We start from the raw sequence: 22,043 nt of genomic DNA, 5'->3' as shown, positions 1-22,043 counted from the left end.
GGCGCGACGATCGTGTCGTCGGCCACGAAGTAAAACACGGCGTCCACCTGCTCGGGGTCGATTCCCTTCCAGCGGGCGTACGCCAGCCGGTAGAGCGCCAGTTGGGTCTGCTTGAGCTCGAGATCGGCGGCGTCTTTCGGGGCACGCCCGGTTTTCCAGTCCACCACCTGGTACCCGGTGTCGGTGCGGTACACGGCGTCGAGCTTGCACACAAAAACCTGTCCGGCCATCGGGTGATGAATCTCGATCTCCACCTCTTCGGGCTTCCGGTGACCCCAGGGTGAGTTTTCGAACGTGCGTTGGAGCCGTTCGAGAGCTGCCTGTTCGTCCGCAGCCCAGTCGCCGCGCCGCACCGGCTGATCAGCGGCGTCATCATCGGTCTCATCGAACCCCTCGAACCCGTCGATCCCGTCGCGCTCAAGAAGCGGGGAATCGATCAGGTCGGCCGAGTCGAGTCCTCCGGCGCGGTGCTCCACCCAGGAGTGGAACAGCGTGCCGAGCCTCGTGGCCCGGTAGGGTCGCTCCGGCATGGGGCGCCGGAGCGCGGCCGCCACCCGAGCGGGATCATCCACATAGTCTTTGAAGCGTGATGCGGGGATTCTGGTGGGAACCGCGGTGTCGGTGACGCCGGCTAACCGCAACGCTCGTTCCTCGAGCAGCAACGTCACACTGTGGGACCAGCGAGTCTCGCGATCGGGCTCAGCCTCCCGCACCTGCTCGGCAGCCACCTCAACCACGCGTCGGCGTGTTCCGAGCGGGTCGAACGGCCACGTTTCCGCGTCGCTGCGATCGTCCTCGGGTTTCTCGGCCGTCTCACTGACCTCGGGCAGGTCGGCCACCAGGCCCGCCGCCGCGAGCTCGAGCAGATACCGGCTGGGCTTGCGCTGGGTGCTTCCACCACCCCAAAATGACCCGGTGAGCAGCAGTTCCTGCTGAGATCTTGTGGTGGCCACGTAGATCAACCGGCGTTCCTCATCATCGTGCCGTCCGGCAAGCTCCTCTTTATACCGGGTGAAGGCCTCGTCATAGGAGAGCTGCGTCTCGTGCTCGTCCCACTCCAGCTCGGGCAGCTCGGTACGGTCGCCGCGAAAGGCGTAGGGCAACTCGCCGAAGCGCATCCACCCGCTCGTGTCCCGGCCCTGCGCGGGGAGGCTCTTCTCGGTGAGGTTGGGGATGCCCACAAAGTCCCATTCCAGGCCCTTGGCACCGTGGATCGTGAGCAGCTGCACCGTGCCCTGTTCGGCCACCTCGAGTCGGGGACCCATGTCGTCGGCACGCTCGGCACGACCCAGCCAGCGCAAAAAACTGGCCAGAGTGCCCTGCTCGTCGCTGTCGAGAAAGGCCGACACCGTGTCGTGGAAGGCATAAAGGTTGGCCAGTCCGAGCCCGTTGGACTCGTTGGCCACCAGCTCCACGTCGAGCAGGAGCTCCAGTTCGATCAGGCGCACAAAATCAAGCAGCGGAAGCCCCGCCCGGGACCGCAGCCAGGCGAGTTGCTGCCCCGCTGCGCGCAGTCGAGCACGGCCCTCATCGCTGAAAGACGCCAGCTGACCGTGTGTCTCGGAGACGGCCGCCACAAAGTCCAGCGCGTCCACGATGGACGCCCCCTCATCAACGGCAACGGATGCCCGCAGCCGCTCCCTGATCTCCTGCGGAACAACCTGCTGGGCATAGTCGTGGCCGGCGAGCCACCGGGCTACTCCGGAGAGCGCCTGAAGGTCGCGGGCTCCAATGCGAAAGCGGCCACCAGTCAACAGCCGCACGAGTTCGCTACCGGCCCCCGGATCGTGCACCACTCGCAGCGCACTGACCACGTCGGCGACCTCGGGGGTTGAGAGTAAGCCACCGAGTCCCAAAACGTGGGCGCGCACGCCATGCTCGCGCAGAATCTCGGCGAAAAACTCCATGTCTTTTCGCGCTCGAAACAGCAGCGCTCCGGAGCGCTGACTGCCGGATGGGAGACGCTCCGCAAACCAGGCGGCGACGACCCGTGCCTCGTCCACCATCGTCTCAGCCATCACGGCGACGACGTTTCCGTTCGGCTTGCCCACCGGTACCTTCAGCGTGTCCACCTGGATCCCGTCCGGCCGCGCCCGCAGCGCCTCACTCAGCGGGGACACGAGGGCGTTTGCGGCATCCAGCACACTCACCGGGTTGCGCCAGGTGACGGAGAGGCTCATGGCCGGGGCCTGCCGGTTGCTGACGCCGGCGAAATCCTGGGAGAAGCCCAGCAGGTTGGCGCTACTCGCACCGCGCCAGCCGTAAATGGATTGATGCGGATCCCCCACCGCCATCACGGGGTGCGAAGCGAAGAGGGTGTGCAGCAACTCCGTCTGCAAAACGGATGTGTCCTGATATTCGTCGAGGAGCACGATGCGGTACTGGTCGCGGTAGCGGGCTACTACGGCCTCCACCTTCTGACAGACCTGCAGGGCGAGGGCCACTTGATCGGAGAATTCAATCAGGCCGAGGCGGCGTTTCTCGTCGCTGTACTGACCGGCAAGTTCGGCCAGCACGGCCAGCGGCAGCACGGCGGCGAGGGTGTCGTCGACGGAGGCATACGGAATCTTCTTGCGCGGGTTGCCGTAGGGCAGATCGCGCAGGTACTCAAAACCGGCCGCGAAGTCGGTGAGGTCGTGGGGGCGGCGCGGGGCACCGGGTACAAAGCCGGGCGGGTTTTCGGCGAGGGCGCGGCTGAGCGCGAGGACGGCATCCGTCACGGCGTCAATGTTCTTGCCATAGGGAACGAGGCGGCTATCACCGTGCTCCACAACCACGCGGCGGGCAAGCAGCCACGCGGATGTCTCGCTCAGCAGCACCGACTCGGGCTCACGCCCCAGCAGCAGAGCGTTGTCGGTGAACAGCCGACTCGCAAAGGAGTTGTAGGTGGAGATGCTCGGCGTATTGAACAGGTCACCGGCGTCGGCCACGTTGGCATCGGTATCGACGGCCGCGTGTGTGGGCAGCAGACCGGCCTCGCCGAGCTGCAGGATGCGCTTATTGATGCGTTCCGAGAGCTCACCCGCCGCCTTGCGCGTGAAGGTGAGTCCCAAAATCTGGTCGGGCCGGGCGTAGCCGTTGGCGAGGAGCCAGAGCACCCGGTTCGCCATGGTCTCGGTCTTGCCGCTGCCGGCGCCAGCCACCACGAGTGTGGGCGTGAGGGGGGCCTCGATCACGGCCTGCTGTTCGAGGGTGGGCTCCGGCAGAGTGAGCGCCACCGCGATCTGCAGCGCGGAGACCCGGGCCGGGTTGGTCAGAGTGTTCATGTGCTTACCTGCTTGATGACGTGAATTCGGCACGATCCGAAGGAGCGCGGGTCGAGGCAGTGCGAGCTGATCTCGGCGAGGAACGTTGCTGCCCCCATCCCGGCGGCGTCGGCGCCGACCCGGGCACGAAAGGCCTCCAGCTGCTCCGGGTCGAAGACGGGCTGGGTGGGATTGCGGTAGTTCTGCTTGGTTGTGCCGGACGACACGATCACCAGCCGGGCTCCGGCCAGCGACATACCGGCGGGGATTCCCTCGATCACGCCGGCGCTGAAGGCCAGTTGGTAGGCACCCAGCTGCGGGTGGTCGATCACCCCGGCGTCGCTGATGGGGTCTCCCCGTCCCGTTTTGAGATCGACAATGACGGCCCGACCGTCGCTGAGGCGTTCCACCCGGTCGATCGTTCCCGACAGCACAGCGCCGTCAACGTCGAGGGTGAAATTGCCCTCGGCGCCCAGCAGCGCTCCCCCGGTGCGCTCGAAGTCGAGAAGGTAGGAAGCCAGCCTGTCGGTGAGGGCTCGCGCCTCCACCTTCTGCACCCGCGACTGCCACTCGGCGTCAAACTGCAGTTCACCCCAGCGAGCCTCAACGGCCTGCCAGAGCGAGTCGGGGCTCCGGTCCGTGGCGTCTTCCATCACCTTGTGAATGATGGTGCCGAGGTTCGCCGCCGTGCTCGATGTGCCACCACCCACCTGGCCGATGAGCCAGTGCAGTGGGCAGGTTTCAAACGCCGACATTCTTGATGGAGAAACCCGCACCGGGTCATCCCCGGCGTCCTTATCGTTGAGAGGTCGCTGCGTGCTGGGCTCGCTCAGGCCGTACCATTCAGTGACCGCTGCACCCGGCACGCGTGCGGCCGCCAGGCGGGCGAGTGTGGCCGCAGCATCCGCTGCCCGGCTGGATCGGTGGGAACCCACATCTGCTGTGGCGTGAGCGGATGCCTCCCGCGCGATGGTGCGAGTGAGATCGGCGCGCAGCCGGCCCGCCAGACCGCGCAGGGACAGCGGATACTGGCTCGCGTCGTCGGGGTCACTGCTCGCCTCGGGCGGCGCGGGGAGCAGCCGCAGAAAAGCCGAGGGTTCATTCTCTTCGCTGTCGACACACGTGACAACCAGTTCACTGCTCGCTCGGCTCGCCGCCTGGGCAAACATGCGCAGTTCGTCGTGCAGCACCTCGAGGCGGGGATCGCTGCTTTCACGCTGCCCCCGACTCACGAGAGCGGCTAAATCTCCGGCGCCCAGAAGCGATCCGCGGATGCGCAGGTCGGGCCACACATTGGCCTGCACTCCGGCGAGCACCACAATGTCGAATTCGCTATTGATGGTGCTGCTGGGCGTGGAGACCACGACGGCATCGCCCGCAGCGCGAGGTGCGAGGGTGTCTTCGGGAACATCGGTATCCACCAGGTGTTCGAGGAACAGAACCGGCGGGGCGCCCGGAGTGCGCTCAACATACCGTTGGGCGGCGGAGAACAGTGCCACGACCGCGTCGAGGTTATGGTTGGCCTCGTCAGCGACGATGCCGGTGCCGTTGGCCTGCTCTTTCCACTCCCGGGCGAGGCCGCTGCGCTGCCACAAGCCCCACAGCAGCTCTTCAATGGTGGCGCCGGCCGCGTTCTCGATGGCCGCTTCACGCATACTGGCGGCGCAGCTCGCCGCGCGCCGAGCGGTGCGGTTGTCAATGGCGGCGAGCAGGCTCGGCGTTGTGAACACGGCAGCCAGGAGCTCATCCGAGGAGCGGTCACGGCGGTACTCGGCGGTGGGCACGGCAGCATCGCCGGGTTGTGAAACCGGTTCGGTGCGCTCAGCAAGCGGCAGGTCTGCACCGGGTTGCGGCCGGCTCAGCTCCTGCTGGCGCAGCGCCGCGCGCAGCCGCCGCAGGGTGATCGGATCGAGTCCGCCCAGCGGGCCGCGCAGCAGCTCAACGGCCGCATCGGCGTCGAGCGGTTTGCGCCCCAGCGTCACTTCAAGGGCGAGAATGAACGCGCGGACCGCGTAGTCGTCGCGGAGAGCGGTCTGGGCCGTGGAAACCTGCGTGGGCACCTCGAGCGCGGCGAGACCACGAGATAGTGCAGGGACCAGCGATCCGCTGCGAACAATCACGGCCATCTGCGCCCACGGCACACCGTTCAGAACGTGGTGCTCGCGCAATCGCCGTGCGATCACCGCGAGTTGCTCGGCTGGGCTGTCGACGATAACGGTGTGCACGTGGTCACCGGCAGCGGTGGGGTCTGGTGGTGTGGGCGCGGACGGTGGCGCACTCTCCGGCATGGTCTCCGCGTCAGTGCTGCTGCGGGCCGCCCGCTGTGTTCCGGCAGCCGCCGTGCCGATGCGGTGGGTGATCTCCTGCACCACCTCACGGATGCCCGCACCGTGTCGGTACACCGTGTGCAGAACGAGTGCCGGTGCGAACTGCGCAGCGTTGGTCTGGGCTGGTGTGCCCTGGGCTGCTCCGGACAGGTAGGCCGCCAGCAGACCGAGGGCGTCGGGGTGGGCGCCGTGAAAGGACCCGGTACTGATATCCGGGTCACCGAAAGCAATGACGGTGACCCCGCGGGCCACGAACTGGGCCAGCAGGGACAGGGTGGCCTGAGTGACTTCCTGCGCGTCGTCCAGCACGATCAGTCGCAGATCAGCCAGATTCCCCAGAACAGCGCGGCCCGCAGGCCCCACCGGAGCCTGGGCCACAATGGCAGCCGCAAACTGCGCCATTTCGGTGGAATCGTATTGGCCCGGGCGGGTCTGGTCTTTCACGTCTTCGTAGCCGCGAATAAAATCCGCCGCAGCCACCCATTCCGGGCGCTTCTCGCTCGCACCCAATGCAGCGAGCGCCCCCGGAGTGACGCCATACTCCACGGCACGCATCATGAGATCGCGAAGCTCGGTTCGGAATCCGCGCAGGCGGCGCACGTCGGGGCCCAGGGTCTCGGGCCACTGCGGCCGAGTGACCGACCCGGCCCCGGACGCGCCCGTCGCCTGGCGGTCCTCCTCTTCGCTGTCGAGATGCCCCTGCAACAGCTCGGCGATGATCTGGTCTTGCTCGCCGCCGGTGAGCAGTGTGGGTTCATGCCCGCCCGCCACGGCCTCCGCGTTTCGTACAATTTGGAACGCCACGGAATTCGCGCTGCGAGCGAGGGGACCATTGGTCGGAACACCCAGACGCAGGCCCAGCCGATCCCGCAGAGTGGTGGCTCCGGTGCGCGTGGGAACCAGCACGAGTACCTCGCTCGGCGAGTAGCCCCGGCGGAGCACCCGGTCGGCCACAAGTTCGATCAGGGTCACTGTTTTGCCTGTACCCGGAGCACCGATGACGGCACACGACACACCGTCGGGTAGGGCAAGCGCCGCGAGCTGAGAATCATCGAGCGCACGCACCTCGGGTGCAACGCTGCTGCCGAGCGCGCCGCCGACGGATTCGCTGGTGCCCGAGGCTCTGGTGGTGTTCACGTTTCAACGGTATCGGGTTGCGCCGACAGTGAACGGTGTCGGGGAGGTGTGCCGTTCTGTCGTAACCTGACGATAAGCAACGAAAGGCTCATCTGGTGGATATTCGCATTGGCATCTTCAACTCTCCCCGTGAGATTGGTTTCGAAACCTCACAGCCGGCATCTGAGATCGAGGAAGCGGTCGCGGCCGCACTTGCCGCTCAGACCGGTTACCTCAATCTGAAAGACGACAAGGGCAAGGTCTACATCATTCCGACCGTGGGCCTCGCGTACGTGGAGATCGGCTCCGAGAAGTCCCGTCACGTCGGCTTCGTCGCCTAAGCGCAGATGGAACTGCTGTTCGTGTCTCTGGGAGGCACTCTCCTGGGGCTCATGGCTCGGTACCTTCTTCCGGGTCGGTCAACCCACGGTTCGCTTTTAATACCCGCCGTGGGCACCGTCGTGGCCGCAACCGTGTGGGTGGCCCTCACCTGGCTCGGTTGGAAGTGGGACGCCGGCGCGATCTGGTGGGTAACCCTCGGGGTTACCGCCGCGGCATCCGCTGTCACTGCTCTGGTTATAGCCAAGCAGCGCAATCAGGGTGACCTCAACATGCTGCATCGCCTCATGAAGAGTGGAACGCCGGGAACTCCCGGCACCGCGTAACACTGGTTCCATCACAGGCCCGATGCTCATTGCATCGGGCCTGTGGTTTATGCCGTGAGTCCGAGTCCGTCCATGCGGCGGGTGTGCGCAGCAATGAGCTCGGTGAAAACCGGTTCGGAGCGCGACTCGGTGGACGTCACCGGGTCAAGCACGGGCATCGCCGAACGCGCGAGCAGAAGCGTGTCGCCCACGAGTCGACGACCCCACATGGCCAGCCTCGAACCCAGCGCGGGGTTGGCGTTGATGGCGTCCTGCAGCTCGTGCACAAGCACGAAAGAGCCGGAATCCTCGCCCAGCAGCAGGGCAATTCGGGGACCGATGTCCCGTGGCAGCCCATCTGAGAGGCGCACAAAGAAGTCTTCCAGCAGGCCACCGGTGAGGTAGCAGCTGAGCAGCAATTCGTGCCAGTCGCCGCCCTGAGTCTGGGCGCGATAGTGATCGAGCGCGGCCACAAACGGCTCCATTGCCTCGTCCGGTTCGGCACCGCGCCGGCGAATCTCGGTGATCAAACCGTGATGCTTAGACAGTGCCCGACCGGCCGCGGCGCTGAGGCCTTCCTTGGCTGCGAGGTTCGGGGCCGTTGCCACCGCACGAGCCAGACTCTCGAACTCGCCGAGTTCCATGTAGGCGGCCTGGCCGAGAAAGTGCATGAGGTCAGGTGTCAGGGAGGCAATATCGACCTTGACGCTCGGGTGAGAAACCCCGCGGGCTCTGAGCCGGGGGACCTCCACGCGCTGCGGGCGCTGACCGAACCACGTGACCACGATCCCAGCATACGACCGCGCGCCTCTGGCTCGCGCACACACCGCGCAGTAAGGTGGAAATACGTCACCGACATGGATTAGTGACCGGTGCCCGAGACAGAAGACGAGCGCACCCCCGTTTTAGTTAATGACAGGCATATATTCGTGACTTTCTCCGAACTCAATATTGACCAGGACATGGTCGACTCCCTTGCAGCCAAGGGCATCCTCGAACCGTTCCCCATTCAGCAGCAGACCATTCCCCTTGCGCTCTCCGGTCAGGACATCATCGGTCAGGCTAAGACCGGCACCGGCAAGACCTTCGGATTCGGTCTTCCCGTGATTCAGCGCCTCGGCCTCAACCCGGAACCCGGCGTTCAGGCCCTCATCGTGGTTCCCACCCGGGAACTGTGCGTGCAGGTCTCGGAAGACCTCGAACTCGCTGCCCGCAACCGCGAGACAAAGATCGTCTCCATTTACGGTGGCAAGGCCTATGAGGGTCAGATCGAGCAGCTGAAGGCTGGCGCACAGATCGTGGTCGGCACCCCCGGTCGTCTGCTGGACCTCGCTCACCAGCGGCTGCTCAGCTTTGCGAACGTTCGTGAAATGGTTCTCGACGAGGCCGACAAGATGCTCGACCTCGGTTTCCTCTCCGACATTGAGAAGCTCTTTGCGCAGACACCGGCGAACCGCCACACCATGCTGTTCTCGGCCACAATGCCGGGCCCTATCGTCGCACTGGCGCGCCGGTTCATGAGCCGTCCTATTCACATCCGGGCGAGCGATCCCGATGAGGGCCTCATGCAGGCGAACATTGAGCACCTCGTGTACCGCGCGCACAGCATGGACAAAGACGAGGTGATTGGCCGCATTCTGATGGCCGAGGGCCGCGGCAAGACCGTCATCTTCACCCGCACCAAGCGTGCCGCAGCGAAGCTCGTGGAAGAGCTCGGAGACCGCGGCTTCAACGCCACCGCCGTCCACGGCGACCTGAACCAGGAGCAGCGCGAGCGTGCCATGGCCGCATTCAAGGCGGGCAAGAAAGACATTCTCATTGCAACGGATGTCGCCGCTCGCGGTATCGACGTTGAAGACGTGACGCACGTGATCAACCACACCATCCCCGAAGACGACAAGGCCTACCTGCACCGCGTGGGCCGCACGGGTCGTGCGGGCAAGACCGGCATTGCCGTGACATTCGTGGACTGGGACGACATGCACAAGTGGTCTCTCATCAACAAGGCCCTCGAATTCGGCCAGCCCGAACCCCTCGAGACCTACTCCTCTTCTCCCCACCTGTACGCCGACCTGAAGATCCCCGCCGGATCCAAGGGCCGTCTGCGCGCCACTCCGGTGAAGGACGTTGCGGCGGGTGCTCCCGCCGGTCGCGGAGGTCGCGGCGAAACCGCACGCTCCGGCGCGTCGCGCTCCGGTTCACGCTCCGGCCCGAACCGGTCTGATGCCGGTCGCAGCGAAACAGCCCGCCCGCCCCGCACCGAGAGTGTTCCGGCAGGGGACGGCACGGATCGCCCCGCACGCAGCCGTTCGCGCACCCGGGTGAGCCCCACCACCAACCCGAATGCCCCGGCAGCAACGCCGGCGGCAGGAACCCACGATGGTGGCGGGGCCGAACATCACGACGGCAACAACGCGCCGCTGCGTCGGAGCCGCACCCGTCGTCGTTCGCCGCAGCCCGGCGGCGGCGCCGTCTAGCCCGCTTCGCCAGAGGCTCACCGCCCCAGACGTGCCCTCGGGCCGGCTGGGGCGGTGTGTTTTCTGTGCGCCGCGGCATCCGTTTCGATGCGGCAGCGCCGCAGACGACGGGGTCTGGCCCGCGGCCAGTGGCGGTCAGCCGTAAATCGGTGCCGAGCCAGTGGCCGCGTCGATGATGCGCTCGAGCACCTCGGGCGCGGTGGTGTTTTCGCCGAGCAGGTTGGGCTTGCCGGTGCCGTGATAGTCGCTTGACCCCGTAACGACCAGCCCGTATTTCTCGGCGAGAACGGCCAGTCGCGCTGTGGCCTCCGGTCGGTTCTCGCGATGTCCGAGCTCGAGACCGAAGAGGCCAGCCGCAGCGAGTTCGGCCAGCCGCGCCTCCGGCATCAGGTCGGCCACGCCGCGGGTGGCGGGGTGCGCGATCACCGGGACTCCCCCGGCCGCGCGCACGAGTTGCACGGCGCGCAGCGGATCGGGAGCGTAGTGCTGCTGGTAATACCCGGCTTTCCAGTGCAGGATGCCGGCGAAGGCGTCACTGCGGGTTCGGGCGTGGCCGCGTGCAACCAGGGCATCGGCAATGTGCGGTCGACCCACGGTGGAATCCGGCGTGGTCTGCGCCAGAACGTCGTCCCAGGTGAGTGCGTAGTCCAAGCCGATTTGTTGCACCATTTGTTCGGCTCGGGTCAGCCGAGCAGCCCGGATGCGGGCCATTTCCGTGACAATGGCGGCATCCGTGGGGTCAAAAAGGTAGGCCAGCAGGTGAACGCTGGAATAGTCGACGCGGGTGCTGAATTCCATGCCGGGGATGAGGGTGATTCCCGCAGTCCGGGCCGCTGCGGCTGCGTCATCCCAGCCGGCGGTGGCATCGTGATCGGTCAGGGCCACGGTCCCGAGGCCGGACTGTGCGGCCGCACGCACCAGTTCCGCCGGCGTTTCGGTGCCATCCGACACACTGGAGTGCGTGTGGAGATCGATGGGACCGCGAAACGACCGGGTGACTGGCATGAATCCATCGTAGTTGGCGGTGTGCACACGCCAGGATCGGCTCTCATTCCCGGCAGGGGCAGTCTGTCAGGGTGTCGCACTAGCGTTGCAATTCTATGTTCACGCGAATCGTACGTTTCATCCTGCTGGCCGCGGTGGCCGCGGCCCTGTTTGTGCTCGCGTGGCCGCAGGCCGTTGGCTTGCAGAACACCTGGGTGATCGCGCAGATTGTTTCGCTGCGCGGCCTAGCTGTGGTGGGTGCCGCCGGTTTGGTGCTGGTGCTTCTCCTGTTCTCTCGCCGTGGCTCAGGTCGACGCACCATAACCGTGTTGGCCGTCCTGACGCTCCTCTTCGGTGTCGGTAACGCTGCAATCCTCCTGTCTCGAGGCCTTGGTACGGATGCTGCGGCGCAGGCCGCGTCGTCGGCCGACTCCGTGACGGTACTCAGCTGGAACACCCTCGGGGATGCGCCCGGTGCAGCGGTGATCGCGAAACTCGCTCTGGAGGAGAATGCCGACGTGGTCACGCTGCCGGAGACCACCGAAGAGGCGGGAATCGCCGTCGCCGAGGCGATGCGGGCCGGAGGACGACCGATGTGGGTGCACACGCTCGCGTTTGATCAGGTCTCGAAGGCACGGTCGACGACCCTGCTGATCAGCCCCGACCTGGGCGACTACACCGTGACCAACGAGGCCACTGCGGGTCCGCCCGGTAACACCACCGTGCTTCCCACTGTCGTGGCATCGCCCGCGGACGGCACGGGGCCCACGATCGTGGCCGTGCACGCGGTTGCGCCGATTGAATTTGAGATGTCGAACTGGCGCACCGATCTGGATTGGCTCGCCGACCAGTGCCGCAACGACAACATCATCATGGCCGGCGACTTCAACGCCACGATCGACCACATGAGCGGCCGTTCCTCCGAAGCTGGTGCCGTACTCGGCAACTGCCACGATGCGGCCCTGTCCGCTGGTGCTGGGGGCATCGGCACGTGGACGACGAAGCTTCCGGCGCTCCTCGGCACACCCATCGACCACGTTCTCACGAGTTCGAACTACACCGTGAGCGACATGCGCGTGATCGAGTCGCTGGACAATGCGGGAAGCGACCACCGCCCCGTGGTGGCCACGGTCACCAGCCGGTAGCAGCCTGCCCCCCGGCGCGGGCCGGGTCAGAGTGCCACAATGGGGTATGGCCGATAAAACCGCAACCGCGATCACCCCGCCCACCCGCTCCAGCGAGAACCGATCCACAACACCGGGTTCCGAGGGCTTCAAGACGTTCATCTCCACTGGTTGGGCCGAGCACGCCGAGGTGCTTCCTCCCGCCCGCGAGCAGGCCGCCTTTGCCGCCGCCCGCCGTGACCGCCTCTCGGCGCAGTACCCCGGCCAGCGACTCATTGTTCCCGCCGGCCGCCTCAAGCAACGTTCCAATGACACCGACTACGCCTTTCGCGCGCACTCCGCCTTCGCTCACCTCACCGGCTGGGGCAGCGACGCCGAGCCCGGTGCGGTGCTGGTGTTTGAGCCGCGCGGCAGCGGTGGCCACGACGCCACGCTTTACTTTCGTGAACGTGCCGGCCGCGACTCCGACGAGTTCTACGCCAACCCCGACATCGGCGAGTTCTGGATCGGCCCGCGCCCCTCTATTGCTCAGGTGGCGAGTGACCTCGCGGTGAGCGTGCGCGGTATCGCCGATCTGGCCGGTGTCTTTGCCCTTATCGACAGCGAGACCCTCGTGCTGCGCGAAGCCGATCCCACCGTGACCCTGGAGATCGATGAGGGCCGCCTGCGCTTTGCCGCCGAACGCGTGCTGAGTTCCACCGCCACCGACAGCCCTTTCAGTATTGAGGTGAACGGTGTGCACGAGGTGGACGACGACTTCGCCCGCGCCGTCTCGGAACTTCGCCTCGTGAAGGACGCGTGGGAAATCGCGCAGATGCGCCTGGCCGTGGATGCGACCGCGCGTGGATTCGACGACGTGGTGCGCGACCTGGCGACGTCCAGTGCGCACGCCCGGGGTGAGCGTCTGGTGGAGGGCGTGTTCAACACGCGTGCTCGCAGCGACGGCAACGCCGTGGGCTACGACACCATCGCGGCCTCCGGCCCGCACGCCTGCATTCTGCACTGGACGCGCAATGACGGCCCGGTGACACCCGGTGACCTCATGCTCCTCGATGCCGGTGTCGAGCTCGACAGCTACTACACGGCCGACATCACCCGCACACTCCCGGTGAATGGCACCTACACGCCCGTGCAGCGCAAGGTCTACGAGGCCGTGCGCGAGGCAGCGGATGCCGCCTTCGCCGTGGCCGTTCCCGGTGCAATCTTTCGCGATATTCACGCCGCCGCGATGGCCGTGATTGCCCGTCGAACCGCCGAGTGGGGCATGCTTCCGGTCACGGCCGAAGAGGCGCTGCTGCCCGACAACGGTCATCACCGCCGCTACATGGTGCACGGCACGAGCCATCACCTGGGTCTTGACGTGCACGACTGCGCCAAAGCTCGACGCGACATGTATATGGATGGAGTGCTCGAAGCGGGCATGGTCTTCACCATCGAGCCGGGCCTGTACTTCCAGACCGACGACCTCACCGTCCCGGCCGAATACCGCGGCATTGGTGTGCGCATCGAGGATGACATCCTCGTGACCGAGACCGGCGCCGAAAACCTTTCGGCAGCCATCCCCCGCTCCGCCGACGCCGTCGAGGCCTGGATCGCGTCCCTACGCGCCTAACCGCACGTCACCGCCCCTCACATCCGCGGGCGCCCTCCTTCTCGCTGGTCGAGACCTCGTGAGCGCCCTCTCGCTGGTCGAGCGCGAGCTTGCGAGCAGTCGAGACCTAGTGAGCTGGCCTGCGAGACTGGCTCACGGGGTCTCGAGACGCCGGCGAAAAGCATGCCGGCTCCTCGACCAGCGGGGAGGGGCCCGCAGCCCGCCCGCACCCACCCTCTCGCCGGTCGAGCGCGAGCTTGCGAGTGGTCGAGACCTCGTGAGGCGGTTTTGGGGGCCGGCTCACGGGGTCTCGAGACGCCGGCGAAAAGCGTGCCGGCTCCTCGACCAGCGGGGAGGGGCGCGCTTCTCTCATGGCCGCCACCCGTATCGGTGGTCGCTACGGTAAGCCGGTAGTTGTCAACCTGCTTGAGACAGTAGGTGGGTGTTGATGCCTGTGGGTTGGGGTAGTGGTGGTGCTGTGGGTGGTTGGCGGAAGCGTGTGGGGTGCTGGGCGTAGTAGGCGTCCAGTGCCCGTTGTCGTTGCGCGTGGATGAGGTGGGCGGTGCCGTCAAAGACGGATGCTGGGGTGTGCCGGCCGAGACCGCTGTGGCGGTGTTGGGTGGCATACAGGTCCAAGAAGTCCTTGGTCCATTGGCGGGCGTGATCGCGGTGATCGAATCGGTCCGGGGAGCTGGGGTCGTACTTGATGGTCTTGAACAGTGATTCTGAGAAGGGGTTGTCGTCGCTGACCCGGGGGCGAGAGTACGAGGTGATGATGCCGTTGCTCTCGAGGGCGTTGATGAGGTCTGTGGAGCGCATGGAGGACCCGTTGTCGGAGTGCACGACTGTGGGGGCGCCGTGGGTGGCGATCGCGTCGGTGAACAGTGTCACAGCGCGTTTCTTCGAGATGTAAGTCTCGATGCACCAGCCAATGGGGTAACGCGAGAACACGTCAATGATCAGGTAAAGGTAGTACCGATCGTGGTAGCTGGGTCCGTTCAATTCGGTGATGTCCCACGACCACAAATCCCCGGGCTTGAGCGTCGCGACGGCCGGAGTGCGCGGTGACGGGGAGCGCGGGGTTCGGGTGCGTCGACGATCCCCGACCAGGCGGTGAGCGTTGGCGACCCGGTAGAACGTGCGCTGCGAACACGCGAGAGTCCCGGCGTCGAAGGCGTGCCAGTACGTTTGCACCACCGATTTGTCTTCATATTTCGGCTCGCAGAGCACGGAGAGTATCGTGGCGCGCTCGTGCGTGTCCAAGGCTGCGGGTTGCCGGCGTTCGCGGTGCGGGATCGCCTCAGCCACGGGGCGGTAGTGCTGGTAGCCACGGCTGAGCCGGTAATACGTTGACCGTGGCATCCCGACCAGACGACATGCGTCCACGATCGGCATCGCCATTTCTTGGGCCAGTGCCGTGACCGTCAAGGTCAGGACAGCTTGCTTCGTTTCAGCCACGCCGCGTACTCGCCCGCGCTCATCAACGCTGGTGGGATCGGTGTTTGTTCCTCGTTCGAGCGGGTGGTGATCCCGTCCAAGAGCTCGAATGCTTTTCCCAAGATTTGTTGTGCTGCTTCGGACTGCGCGACCTTCTTCTTCAAAGCCTCGTTTTCCATCCGCAGCCGCGCCAACTCCGCACGATCGCGATTGTCCATTCTTTGTGGTGACCTCTCTGACGTTGCGACCATCGATGCCGTCCATTCTCCATCGTCGCGAGCCCTCAGCCAACGATTCACCGTGCCCTTTGCCAAGTCGAACTCGCGCAGTAACCGCACCTTCGCGCCTCGTTCCACGCACTCATCCCAGCGGCGTATGTACTCAATCCGAAACGCCAACGGAAACGACCGCCCACCATTTCTCGTTCGACCTATCGCCATATCATTCATGTCCTGCTCCGATTCAGCGTCCGTCACCACGATGTCTCACGACCATCATGGCAACTAACGAAGCGGCGTAGCGCCCACCGATCTGGGGCGCGGCCATCCGTCATACTAGGCGCGCCCACCGAAAATAGGCGCGGCCACCCTCTCGCTGGTCGAGCGCGAGCTTGCGAGTGGTCGAGACCTCGTGAGCGAGTCTTCGGGACTCGCTCACCAGGTCTCGAGACGCCGGCGAAAAGCGTGCCGGCTCCTCGACCAGCGAGGAGGGTCTCGCAGCCCGCGCGCACCCACCTTCTCGCTGGTCGAGCGCGAGCTTGCGAGTGGTCGAGACCTCGTGAGCCAGTCTTCGGGGCCGGCTCACGGGGTCTCGAGACGCCGGCCAAAAGCATGCCGGCTCCTCGACCAGCGAGGAGGGTCTCGCAGCCCGCGCGCACCCACCTTCTCGCTGGTCGAGCGCGAGCTTGCGAGTGGTCGAGACCTCGTGAGCTGGTCTGAGGGACTGGCTCACGGGGTCTCGAGACGCCGGCGAAAAGCGTGCCGACTCCTCGACCAGCGGGGAGGGGCACGGGACGGCTAGACGGCGGGCGGGGCAGGCGGGCCGGCGGGCGGGTCCGACGGATGCGTGGCAGCCGCAGCCGCCTCGCCCTGACCGTGCAGCAGGTTGCGCGCCCGGTTCACCAGTTCCACGCCCACGATCACCTGATAGTTGCCCGCGATCACCTGCATCGTGGAGGTGAAGTCACGTCGACGCCGGTTCACGGCGTAACTCACGAGGCCAAAGAGCATGCCGAATCCCGCCCCGATGAGCAGTGCTGCAGCCACGAACGGCAGGCTGGATCCGGTGGGCGAAAAAATGAAGAACAGCAGTCCGAAGAAGATGCCCAGCCAGGCACCGGATGCCGCCCCGCCGAGCGCCACTCGGCCGTAGGTGAGTTTTCCGGTCACCCGCTCAACGCTTTTCAGGTCGTTACCCACGATTGCGAGTTCCTTCACCGGGAAGTCGAGCTTAGCCAAGGTGTCGACGGCGGCCTGCGCCTCGGGATAGGTCGCGTAGGTGGCCAGCACCTCTCCGGTGGGCAACGCCGGCGGAAGGAGTCGGCTGGCTCGCCCGAAAGGACTCTGAGTGCTCATGCCGTCATTCTTCCACGGTCGTCAGAATTCTCGGGTCGGTGGCCTACATTTGTAGTGTGAGTGCCACGAGAGTTTTTGTTGCCCGTTTGGCCGGGTGCACCGTCTTCGACCCCGCGGGAGACCGCGTGGGCAAGGTGCGCGATGTTCTAGTGGTGTACCGCAAAAGTCATCCGCCCCGCGTGGTGGGGCTGATCGTCGAAATTCCCGGTAAAAGACGCGTCTTCGTGTCTATCGGGAGGGTGTCCAGCATCGGCTCGGGCCAGATCATTACCACCGGCATCATCAATGTTCGTCGCTTCGAGCAGCGCGGCGGCGAGGTGCGCGTCATTGCCGAGCTGCTCGGCCGCAAGGTGGCCTTCAACGATGCCACCGGCGACGCCACCATTGAAGACGTGGCGATCAAGGAGACCACCGAATCCGAGTGGGAGATCAGCCAGCTCTTCGTGCGTCGCCCGAAGACGAGTGCCTCCCCCTTCGCCAAGGGCATCACGACCTTCGCCACCTGGGCCGAGATCCACGAGAAGGCCACGGTCGGTCAGGCCCAGTCCGCCGAGCAACTCATTGCCACCTACTCCGAGCTCAAACCGGCCGACCTCGCCAACACGCTCCTCGATCTGCCCCGTGAGCGCATGTTTGAGGTGGCCAGCGAGCTGCCCGACAACCGCCTCGCCGACGCCCTCGAAGAGATGCCCGAAAGCGACCAGGTGGGCATTCTCACGAGCCTCGGCGACGCACGCGCGGCCGATGTGCTCGACCAGATGCAGCCCGACGATGCCGCCGACCTCATTGCCCAGCTCCCCGAGGAACGCGGCGAGCAGCTGCTCGATCTGATGGAGCCCGAAGAGGCCGAAGACGTTCGTTTTCTGCTCAGCTACGCCCCCGACACGGCCGGCGGACTCATGACGACCGAACCAGTGATCGTCTCGGCCGACGCCACCGTGGCCGAGGGGCTCGCACGCATCCGTCGCCACGACCTGGCACCCGCCCTCGGTGCGGCAATCTGCGTCACCCTGCCCCCCTACGAAGCCCCCACCGGTCGTTTTCTGGGCATGGTGCATTTTCAGCGGATGCTGCGCTACCCGCCCCACGAGCGCCTCGGCACGCTGCTCGACCAGGGTCTGGACCCGGTGAAGGCAACCACCTCGGCGGCCGAGGTATCTCGCATTCTGGCCAGCTATGACCTGGTGTCCGTTCCCGTGGTGGACGAGAATCACCGCCTCGTGGGCGTGGTCACCATCGACGACGTGCTCGATTATTTGCTGCCCGACGATTGGCGCAGTCACGACAGCGACGATGACATTGGGCGACGCGCAGCTGCCCGCAATGACCTGAAGACGGGCAGCATTCCGCTGCCGGGAGCACGGAGGAGTGATCATGGCGAGAGCTAGCCGGTCCGACCTCAGACTCGATGCCCCGAAAGGGCTGCGCTCCACGCCCCTCGCCGGTCGCTATCGCGGGGCACCCAGCAGCGACCGGTTCGGCCGCTTCACCGAAGCCATCGCCCGCGGAATGGGCACGCCGTGGTTTCTTCTGGGCCTCACGGTTTTCGCCCTGTCCTGGATCGCGTGGAACACGCTCGCCCCCGCAGAGTGGCGCTTCGACTCCATCTCCCTCGGGTTCATTGCGCTCACCCTGGTGCTCTCCATGCAGGCCTCCTACGCCGCCCCCATGATTCTGCTTGCGCAGAACCGACAGGACGACCGTGACCGCGTGCAGTTCGAACAGGACCGCCAGCGCGCCGAACGCACCCTCGCCGACACCGAATATCTGGCCCGCGAGGTCGTAGCGCTACGCATCGCCATTAAAGACCTCGTGTCCAAGGACTTCATCAAGAGCGAGCTGCGCGCCCTCACCGAAACCCTGGAACAGCGGCAGAACGCGAACGAGACGGATGCCGACGGGGACGACACCCCGCCGCGCCCGCCGCGAGGGCGCCGCGCCCTTGACTGACCAAATACCACTCACCGCGGCGCAGGCTACGACCGATCGGGTGCTCCACGCCCTGGCCGGGGTAACGGACCCCGAGATCCGCAAACCCATCACCGAGCTCGACATGGTGTCGGGGGTGACAGTGGGCGACGACGGCCGGGTGACCGTGGGCATCCGTCTCACCATTGCCGGATGCCCGGCCGCGCAACGCATCGAAAGCGACGTGCTCGCCGCGGCGGAATCGGTGGCCGGTGTCGGAAACGCCAGCGTGAACGTGGCCATTATGACCCGCGAGCAGCGCGAGGCGCTCACCGAAAAGCTGCGCGGCGGCAAGGCGGCGCGGGTGATGCAGTTCGGTCCCGACTCCCTCACCCGGGTGTACGCAATCACCAGCGGCAAGGGTGGCGTGGGTAAGTCAACGATCACGGCCAACCTCGCCGTGGCGCTGGCACACCAGGGTCTGCGGGTCGGCATCGTGGATGCCGATGTGCACGGCTTCTCGATTCCCGGGCTGCTCGGACTCGTACACGACGGTCTTGCCGTGAAGCCCACGCAGGTGGGCGACATGATTTTGCCTCCCATCGGCCACGAGGTGAAGGTCATCTCGATCGGCATGTTCATTGACGACGCCTCGGCCGCCGTGGCCTGGCGCGGGCCGATGCTGCACCGCACGATCAACCAGTTTCTCACCGACGTGTACTTCGGCGACCTCGATATTCTGCTGCTCGACCTGCCGCCCGGCACCGGCGACGTGGCCATCACCGTGGGCCAACTGCTGCCCCACGCGGAGGTCATCGTGGTGACCACCCCGCAGCCGGCGGCCGCCGACGTGGCCGAGCGCAGCGGTGTTGTCGCCCGACAGACCGGTCAATCGGTGTACGGCGTGATCGAAAACATGAGCGGCCTCACCCAGGCCGACGGCAGCGTGCTCGAGCTCTTCGGCTCGGGTGGCGGTGCCGAGGTGGCGCGTCGCCTGTCACGCGGGCAGGACACACCTGTTCCCGTGCTCGCGCAGGTGCCGCTGAGCATCGCGCTGCGCGGCGGCGGCGACGACGGTCTTCCCGTCGTGATTGGTAGCCCCGACGACGCCGCGGCCCAGGCCATCACGGCCGTCGCCACCCGGCTCGCCACCCGCGGCCGGGGGCTGTCCGGTCGCAGCCTCGGCATCACGCCGCTCTGAGGTGACGGCGGGCCACGAGCCTAGACTGGCCCTATGTCGCACTCGTTCATCGACCGGCGCGTAGCCGCTGGCCTCACCCGCCACATTTCCACCACCTCGGGCCGCACCGTTCCCGTGCTCGCTCCCTTCACCGGTGACGTGCTGCACGATCTTCCGGTGAGTCAATCCAGCGACGTGACGGATGCCTATGCCCGCGCCCGCCACGCGCAGCTGGCCTGGGCTCGGGCCGGGTTTCGTGCCCGGCGCCGCGTGCTACTGCGGGCGCACGATCTGCTGCTAGCCCGCCGCGAACTGCTGCTCGACGCGGTGCAGTCCGAGACCGGCAAGACCCGCGGCCAGGCCTTCGAGGAGGTCTTCCAGGCCGCCAGCGTCACCCGCTACAACGCCCTGTCGGCCCGCAGCGTGCTGCGCGGAGAACGACGCCGCTCCGGTATCCCCCTCGTGATCACCACCCGGGTGCGCTACCGACCCAAGGGCGTAGCGGGCATCATCACGCCGTGGAACTTTCCACTGAGCCTGGCCGCGATGGACGTGATTCCCGCCCTCGCCGCCGGCTGCGGCGTGGTGCAGAAGGCCGACAATCAGGGTGCTCTCAGCATCCTCGCGCTGCGGCAGGCGTTCATCGACGCCGGCGTGCCACGCGACCTCTGGGCAGTGGTCACGGGAGACGGCAACTTCATTGGCGGCGCGGTCACCGAGCACGCCGACTACGTGTGCTTCACCGGATCGACGGCCACGGGCATCCGCGTTGCTCAGAAAGCCGCCGAAACCCTCACCGGGGCGTCCCTCGAACTCGGGGGCAAGAATGCTCTGCTCGTGCTCGACGACGTTGACGCGCGGCACGCCGCCGCCGACGCCGTGTACGCGTGCTTCTCCTCGCTCGGTCAGCTGTGCGTGTCCACCGAGCGCATGTACGTACACCGCGCCGTCGCCGGCCCCTTCGTGCGCGAATTCGTGGCCGCCACGAGTCGGCTCACCCTCGGCACCGGTTTTGACTACTCAGCAGATGTGGGCTCGCTCACCTCGCAGGCGCAGCTCGACCGGGTCACCGCGCACGTGACCGACGCCGTGTCCCGAGGCGCCACGGTTCTGGCGGGCGGCCGGGCCCGCCCCGACATCGGTCCGTACTTCTTCGAACCCACCATCCTCACCGGAGTGACGAGCGAGATGGAGTGTTTCGCCGCCGAAACCTTCGGCCCGGTGGTTGCGGTCAGCATCGTCCACACCGAACAGGAGGCCATCGAGGCGGCCAACGACAGCGACTATGGCCTGAACGCCTCCGTCTTCTCGGGTTCCGGGCGGCGCGGCCTGCGGGTCGCCGCCGCGCTACAGGCCGGGAGCGTGAATGTGAACGAGGGCTACCGCGGGTCGTTCTCGGCGGTAGATGCTCCGATGGGCGGCATGAAACGCTCGGGGGTGGGGCGCCGCAATGGTGCGGAGGGGTTGCGCCGGTTCGTCGACGCCGTCACCATCTCCCGTGCCACCGGGCTGCTGCAAATGCCCCGCACCGGTTCGGAATTCGAGGCGCTGGCCGGCCCGCTACTCCTTCTGGCCCGGCTGCTAAAGGGCCTCCGACGGCGCTGATTTCTCACCGTTCTTGTGCGGGATAAGCAACGAGGCAATGTCGGGAACCGGGTTCATCTCCTCACGCGGCGGTCGCTCGTAGTCGGTTGCCGCCGGGCGAGTGGGAATGTGAATCTTCGGCGGATCGGTGCGCTCAAACGGCACGATCGAGAGCAGGTGGCTGATGACGTTGAGCCGGGAGGCCCGCTTGTCTTCACTCTCGACGACAAACCAGTGCGCTTCCGGGATGTCGGTGTGCACGAACATGTCGTCCTTGGCCTTGGAGTAGTCCACCCACTTGGTGATCGAGAGCACGTCGGTTTCCGAGAGCTTCCACCGGCGCATGGGGTCTTTCTGGCGGGAGCGAAACCGTCGCTCCTGTTCGCGGTCAGATACCGAGAACCAGTACTTCACGACAAGAATGCCGTCTTCCACGAGCATCCGCTCAAAAATGGGGGCCTGGTGCAAAAAGCGGTGATATTCATCGTTGGTGCAGTAGCCCATCACGCGCTCGACGCCCGCCCGGTTGTACCAGGAGCGGTCCATCAGCACGATTTCTCCGGCAGCCGGCAGGTGTTCGATGTAGCGCTGAAAATACCACTGGGTGCGTTCGCGATCGGTGGGCATGGGGAGCGCCACGATGCGGGCGATGCGGGGGTTGAGGTATTCGGTGATGCGCTTAATCGCTGACCCTTTGCCGGCCGCATCGCGTCCCTCAAAGATCACCACGATGCGGGCACCGGACACCTTCACCCACTGCTGCATGGTCACCAGTTCGGCCTGCAGGCGGCCCAGCTCACGCTCGTAGGCCGCCAGCGGAACGCGGGCTGGCCTCGGTGTCTTGGTGGACAT

At 66.1% G+C, this 22,043-nt stretch carries 16 protein-coding genes and 1 pseudogene; 9 read left to right on the top strand and 8 right to left on the bottom strand.

The genetic code is table 11. The features are described from left to right. Positions 1-17: 17 nt before the first annotated feature. Positions 18-3,266: pseudogene (locus H4V99_RS04635) on the bottom strand (ATP-dependent DNA helicase); the annotation flags it as partial. Continuing rightward, positions 3,263-6,709, bottom strand: a complete 3,447-nt coding sequence (locus H4V99_RS04630; RefSeq protein WP_280675950.1) for an ATP-dependent DNA helicase — start codon at positions 6,707-6,709, stop codon at positions 3,263-3,265. The gene H4V99_RS04630 and the pseudogene H4V99_RS04635, both read right to left, overlap by 4 nt. Before the next feature lie 95 nt (positions 6,710-6,804). Here H4V99_RS04630 and H4V99_RS04625 point away from each other — a divergent pair, with 95 nt between their 5' ends. Both H4V99_RS04625 and H4V99_RS04620 read left to right on the top strand, forming a co-directional pair. Then, positions 6,805-7,029: a DUF3107 domain-containing protein gene (locus tag H4V99_RS04625; protein ID WP_280675948.1), complete on the top strand. Its 225-nt coding sequence runs from the start codon at positions 6,805-6,807 to the stop codon at positions 7,027-7,029. Between the two features lie 6 nt (positions 7,030-7,035). Then, on the top strand, positions 7,036-7,353 hold the full coding sequence (locus H4V99_RS04620) for a hypothetical protein (protein WP_280675946.1): 318 nt from the start codon (positions 7,036-7,038) through the stop codon (positions 7,351-7,353). Between the two features lie 47 nt (positions 7,354-7,400). Here H4V99_RS04620 and H4V99_RS04615 read toward each other — a convergent pair whose 3' ends face one another. Next, positions 7,401-8,117 (bottom strand): ferritin-like fold-containing protein, encoded by a 717-nt coding sequence (locus H4V99_RS04615; protein ID WP_280675944.1) that lies wholly within the window; start codon positions 8,115-8,117, stop codon positions 7,401-7,403. A gap of 144 nt (positions 8,118-8,261) precedes the next feature. On the opposite strand from H4V99_RS04615, the gene H4V99_RS04610 reads away from it, so the two are divergent. Then, positions 8,262-9,809, top strand: coding sequence for a DEAD/DEAH box helicase (locus H4V99_RS04610; protein ID WP_280675942.1), 1,548 nt, complete (start codon positions 8,262-8,264; stop codon positions 9,807-9,809). A gap of 135 nt (positions 9,810-9,944) precedes the next feature. Here H4V99_RS04610 and H4V99_RS04605 read toward each other — a convergent pair whose 3' ends face one another. Further along, entirely contained in the window at positions 9,945-10,814 is an 870-nt protein-coding gene (locus tag H4V99_RS04605) for a PHP domain-containing protein (protein WP_280675940.1), read from the bottom strand. 95 nt (positions 10,815-10,909) lie between these two features. On the opposite strand from H4V99_RS04605, the gene H4V99_RS04600 reads away from it, so the two are divergent. Together H4V99_RS04600 and H4V99_RS04595 are read left to right on the top strand one after the other, a co-directional pair. Then, positions 10,910-11,938, top strand: coding sequence for an endonuclease/exonuclease/phosphatase family protein (locus tag H4V99_RS04600; RefSeq protein ID WP_280675938.1), 1,029 nt, complete (start codon positions 10,910-10,912; stop codon positions 11,936-11,938). Positions 11,939-11,984: 46 nt separating this feature from the next. Further along, a complete protein-coding gene (locus H4V99_RS04595; protein ID WP_280675936.1) occupies positions 11,985-13,529 on the top strand; it encodes an aminopeptidase P family protein in 1,545 nt (514 codons plus the stop codon). 396 nt (positions 13,530-13,925) lie between these two features. On the opposite strand, the gene H4V99_RS04590 is transcribed toward H4V99_RS04595, so the two are convergent. The 3 genes from H4V99_RS04590 to H4V99_RS04580 all read right to left on the bottom strand — a co-directional run bounded on the left by H4V99_RS04590 (position 13,926) and on the right by H4V99_RS04580 (position 16,519). Further along, a complete protein-coding gene (locus H4V99_RS04590) occupies positions 13,926-14,966 on the bottom strand; it encodes an IS3 family transposase (RefSeq protein WP_280674510.1) in 1,041 nt (346 codons plus the stop codon). Next, positions 14,939-15,301, bottom strand: coding sequence for a hypothetical protein (locus H4V99_RS04585; protein ID WP_280674508.1), 363 nt, complete (start codon positions 15,299-15,301; stop codon positions 14,939-14,941). Before H4V99_RS04585 ends, H4V99_RS04590 begins: the two co-directional genes overlap by 28 nt. Before the next feature lie 660 nt (positions 15,302-15,961). Continuing rightward, a complete protein-coding gene (locus tag H4V99_RS04580) occupies positions 15,962-16,519 on the bottom strand; it encodes a general stress protein (RefSeq protein WP_280675934.1) in 558 nt (185 codons plus the stop codon). 56 nt (positions 16,520-16,575) lie between these two features. Here H4V99_RS04580 and H4V99_RS04575 point away from each other — a divergent pair, with 56 nt between their 5' ends. The 4 genes from H4V99_RS04575 to H4V99_RS04560 are packed head-to-tail and all read left to right on the top strand — an operon-like array spanning position 16,576 to position 21,212. Then, positions 16,576-17,907 (top strand): CBS domain-containing protein, encoded by a 1,332-nt coding sequence (locus tag H4V99_RS04575; RefSeq protein WP_280675932.1) that lies wholly within the window; start codon positions 16,576-16,578, stop codon positions 17,905-17,907. Beyond that, positions 17,894-18,469, top strand: a complete 576-nt coding sequence (locus tag H4V99_RS04570; RefSeq protein WP_280675930.1) for a DUF1003 domain-containing protein — start codon at positions 17,894-17,896, stop codon at positions 18,467-18,469. The genes H4V99_RS04575 and H4V99_RS04570 overlap by 14 nt, the downstream gene beginning before the upstream one ends. Continuing rightward, the gene (locus H4V99_RS04565) at positions 18,462-19,628 is read left to right on the top strand and encodes a P-loop NTPase (RefSeq protein WP_280675928.1); all 1,167 of its coding nucleotides are present in this window, start codon (positions 18,462-18,464) and stop codon (positions 19,626-19,628) included. The genes H4V99_RS04570 and H4V99_RS04565 overlap by 8 nt, the downstream gene beginning before the upstream one ends. Before the next feature lie 33 nt (positions 19,629-19,661). Next, positions 19,662-21,212, top strand: coding sequence for a succinic semialdehyde dehydrogenase (locus H4V99_RS04560; protein ID WP_280675926.1), 1,551 nt, complete (start codon positions 19,662-19,664; stop codon positions 21,210-21,212). Here H4V99_RS04560 and ppk2 read toward each other — a convergent pair. Further along, the gene (gene ppk2, locus H4V99_RS04555; protein WP_280675924.1) at positions 21,189-22,043 is read right to left on the bottom strand and encodes a polyphosphate kinase 2; all 855 of its coding nucleotides are present in this window, start codon (positions 22,041-22,043) and stop codon (positions 21,189-21,191) included. The genes H4V99_RS04560 and ppk2 overlap by 24 nt on opposite strands.

The organism is Cryobacterium sp. CG_9.6, assembly GCF_029893365.1.
GTDB lineage: Bacteria > Actinomycetota > Actinomycetes > Actinomycetales > Microbacteriaceae > Cryobacterium.
Note: the sequence above shows the minus strand (reverse complement) of the source record. Positions and strands in the feature narration are given on the sequence as shown.

What these genes read in the sequence shown, in the direction of transcription:
- H4V99_RS04620 (WP_280675946.1), top strand. Translation starts at nt 7,036, where the DNA reads ATGGAACTGCTGTTCGTGTCTCTGGGAGGCACTCTCCTGGGGCTCATG.
- H4V99_RS04605 (WP_280675940.1), bottom strand. Translation starts at nt 10,814, where the DNA reads ATGCCAGTCACCCGGTCGTTTCGCGGTCCCATCGATCTCCACACGCAC.
- H4V99_RS04600 (WP_280675938.1), top strand. Translation starts at nt 10,910, where the DNA reads ATGTTCACGCGAATCGTACGTTTCATCCTGCTGGCCGCGGTGGCCGCG.
- H4V99_RS04595 (WP_280675936.1), top strand. Translation starts at nt 11,985, where the DNA reads ATGGCCGATAAAACCGCAACCGCGATCACCCCGCCCACCCGCTCCAGC.
- H4V99_RS04580 (WP_280675934.1), bottom strand. Translation starts at nt 16,519, where the DNA reads ATGAGCACTCAGAGTCCTTTCGGGCGAGCCAGCCGACTCCTTCCGCCG.
- H4V99_RS04570 (WP_280675930.1), top strand. Translation starts at nt 17,894, where the DNA reads ATGGCGAGAGCTAGCCGGTCCGACCTCAGACTCGATGCCCCGAAAGGG.
- H4V99_RS04560 (WP_280675926.1), top strand. Translation starts at nt 19,662, where the DNA reads ATGTCGCACTCGTTCATCGACCGGCGCGTAGCCGCTGGCCTCACCCGC.
- ppk2 (WP_280675924.1), bottom strand. Translation starts at nt 22,043, where the DNA reads ATGTCCACCAAGACACCGAGGCCAGCCCGCGTTCCGCTGGCGGCCTAC.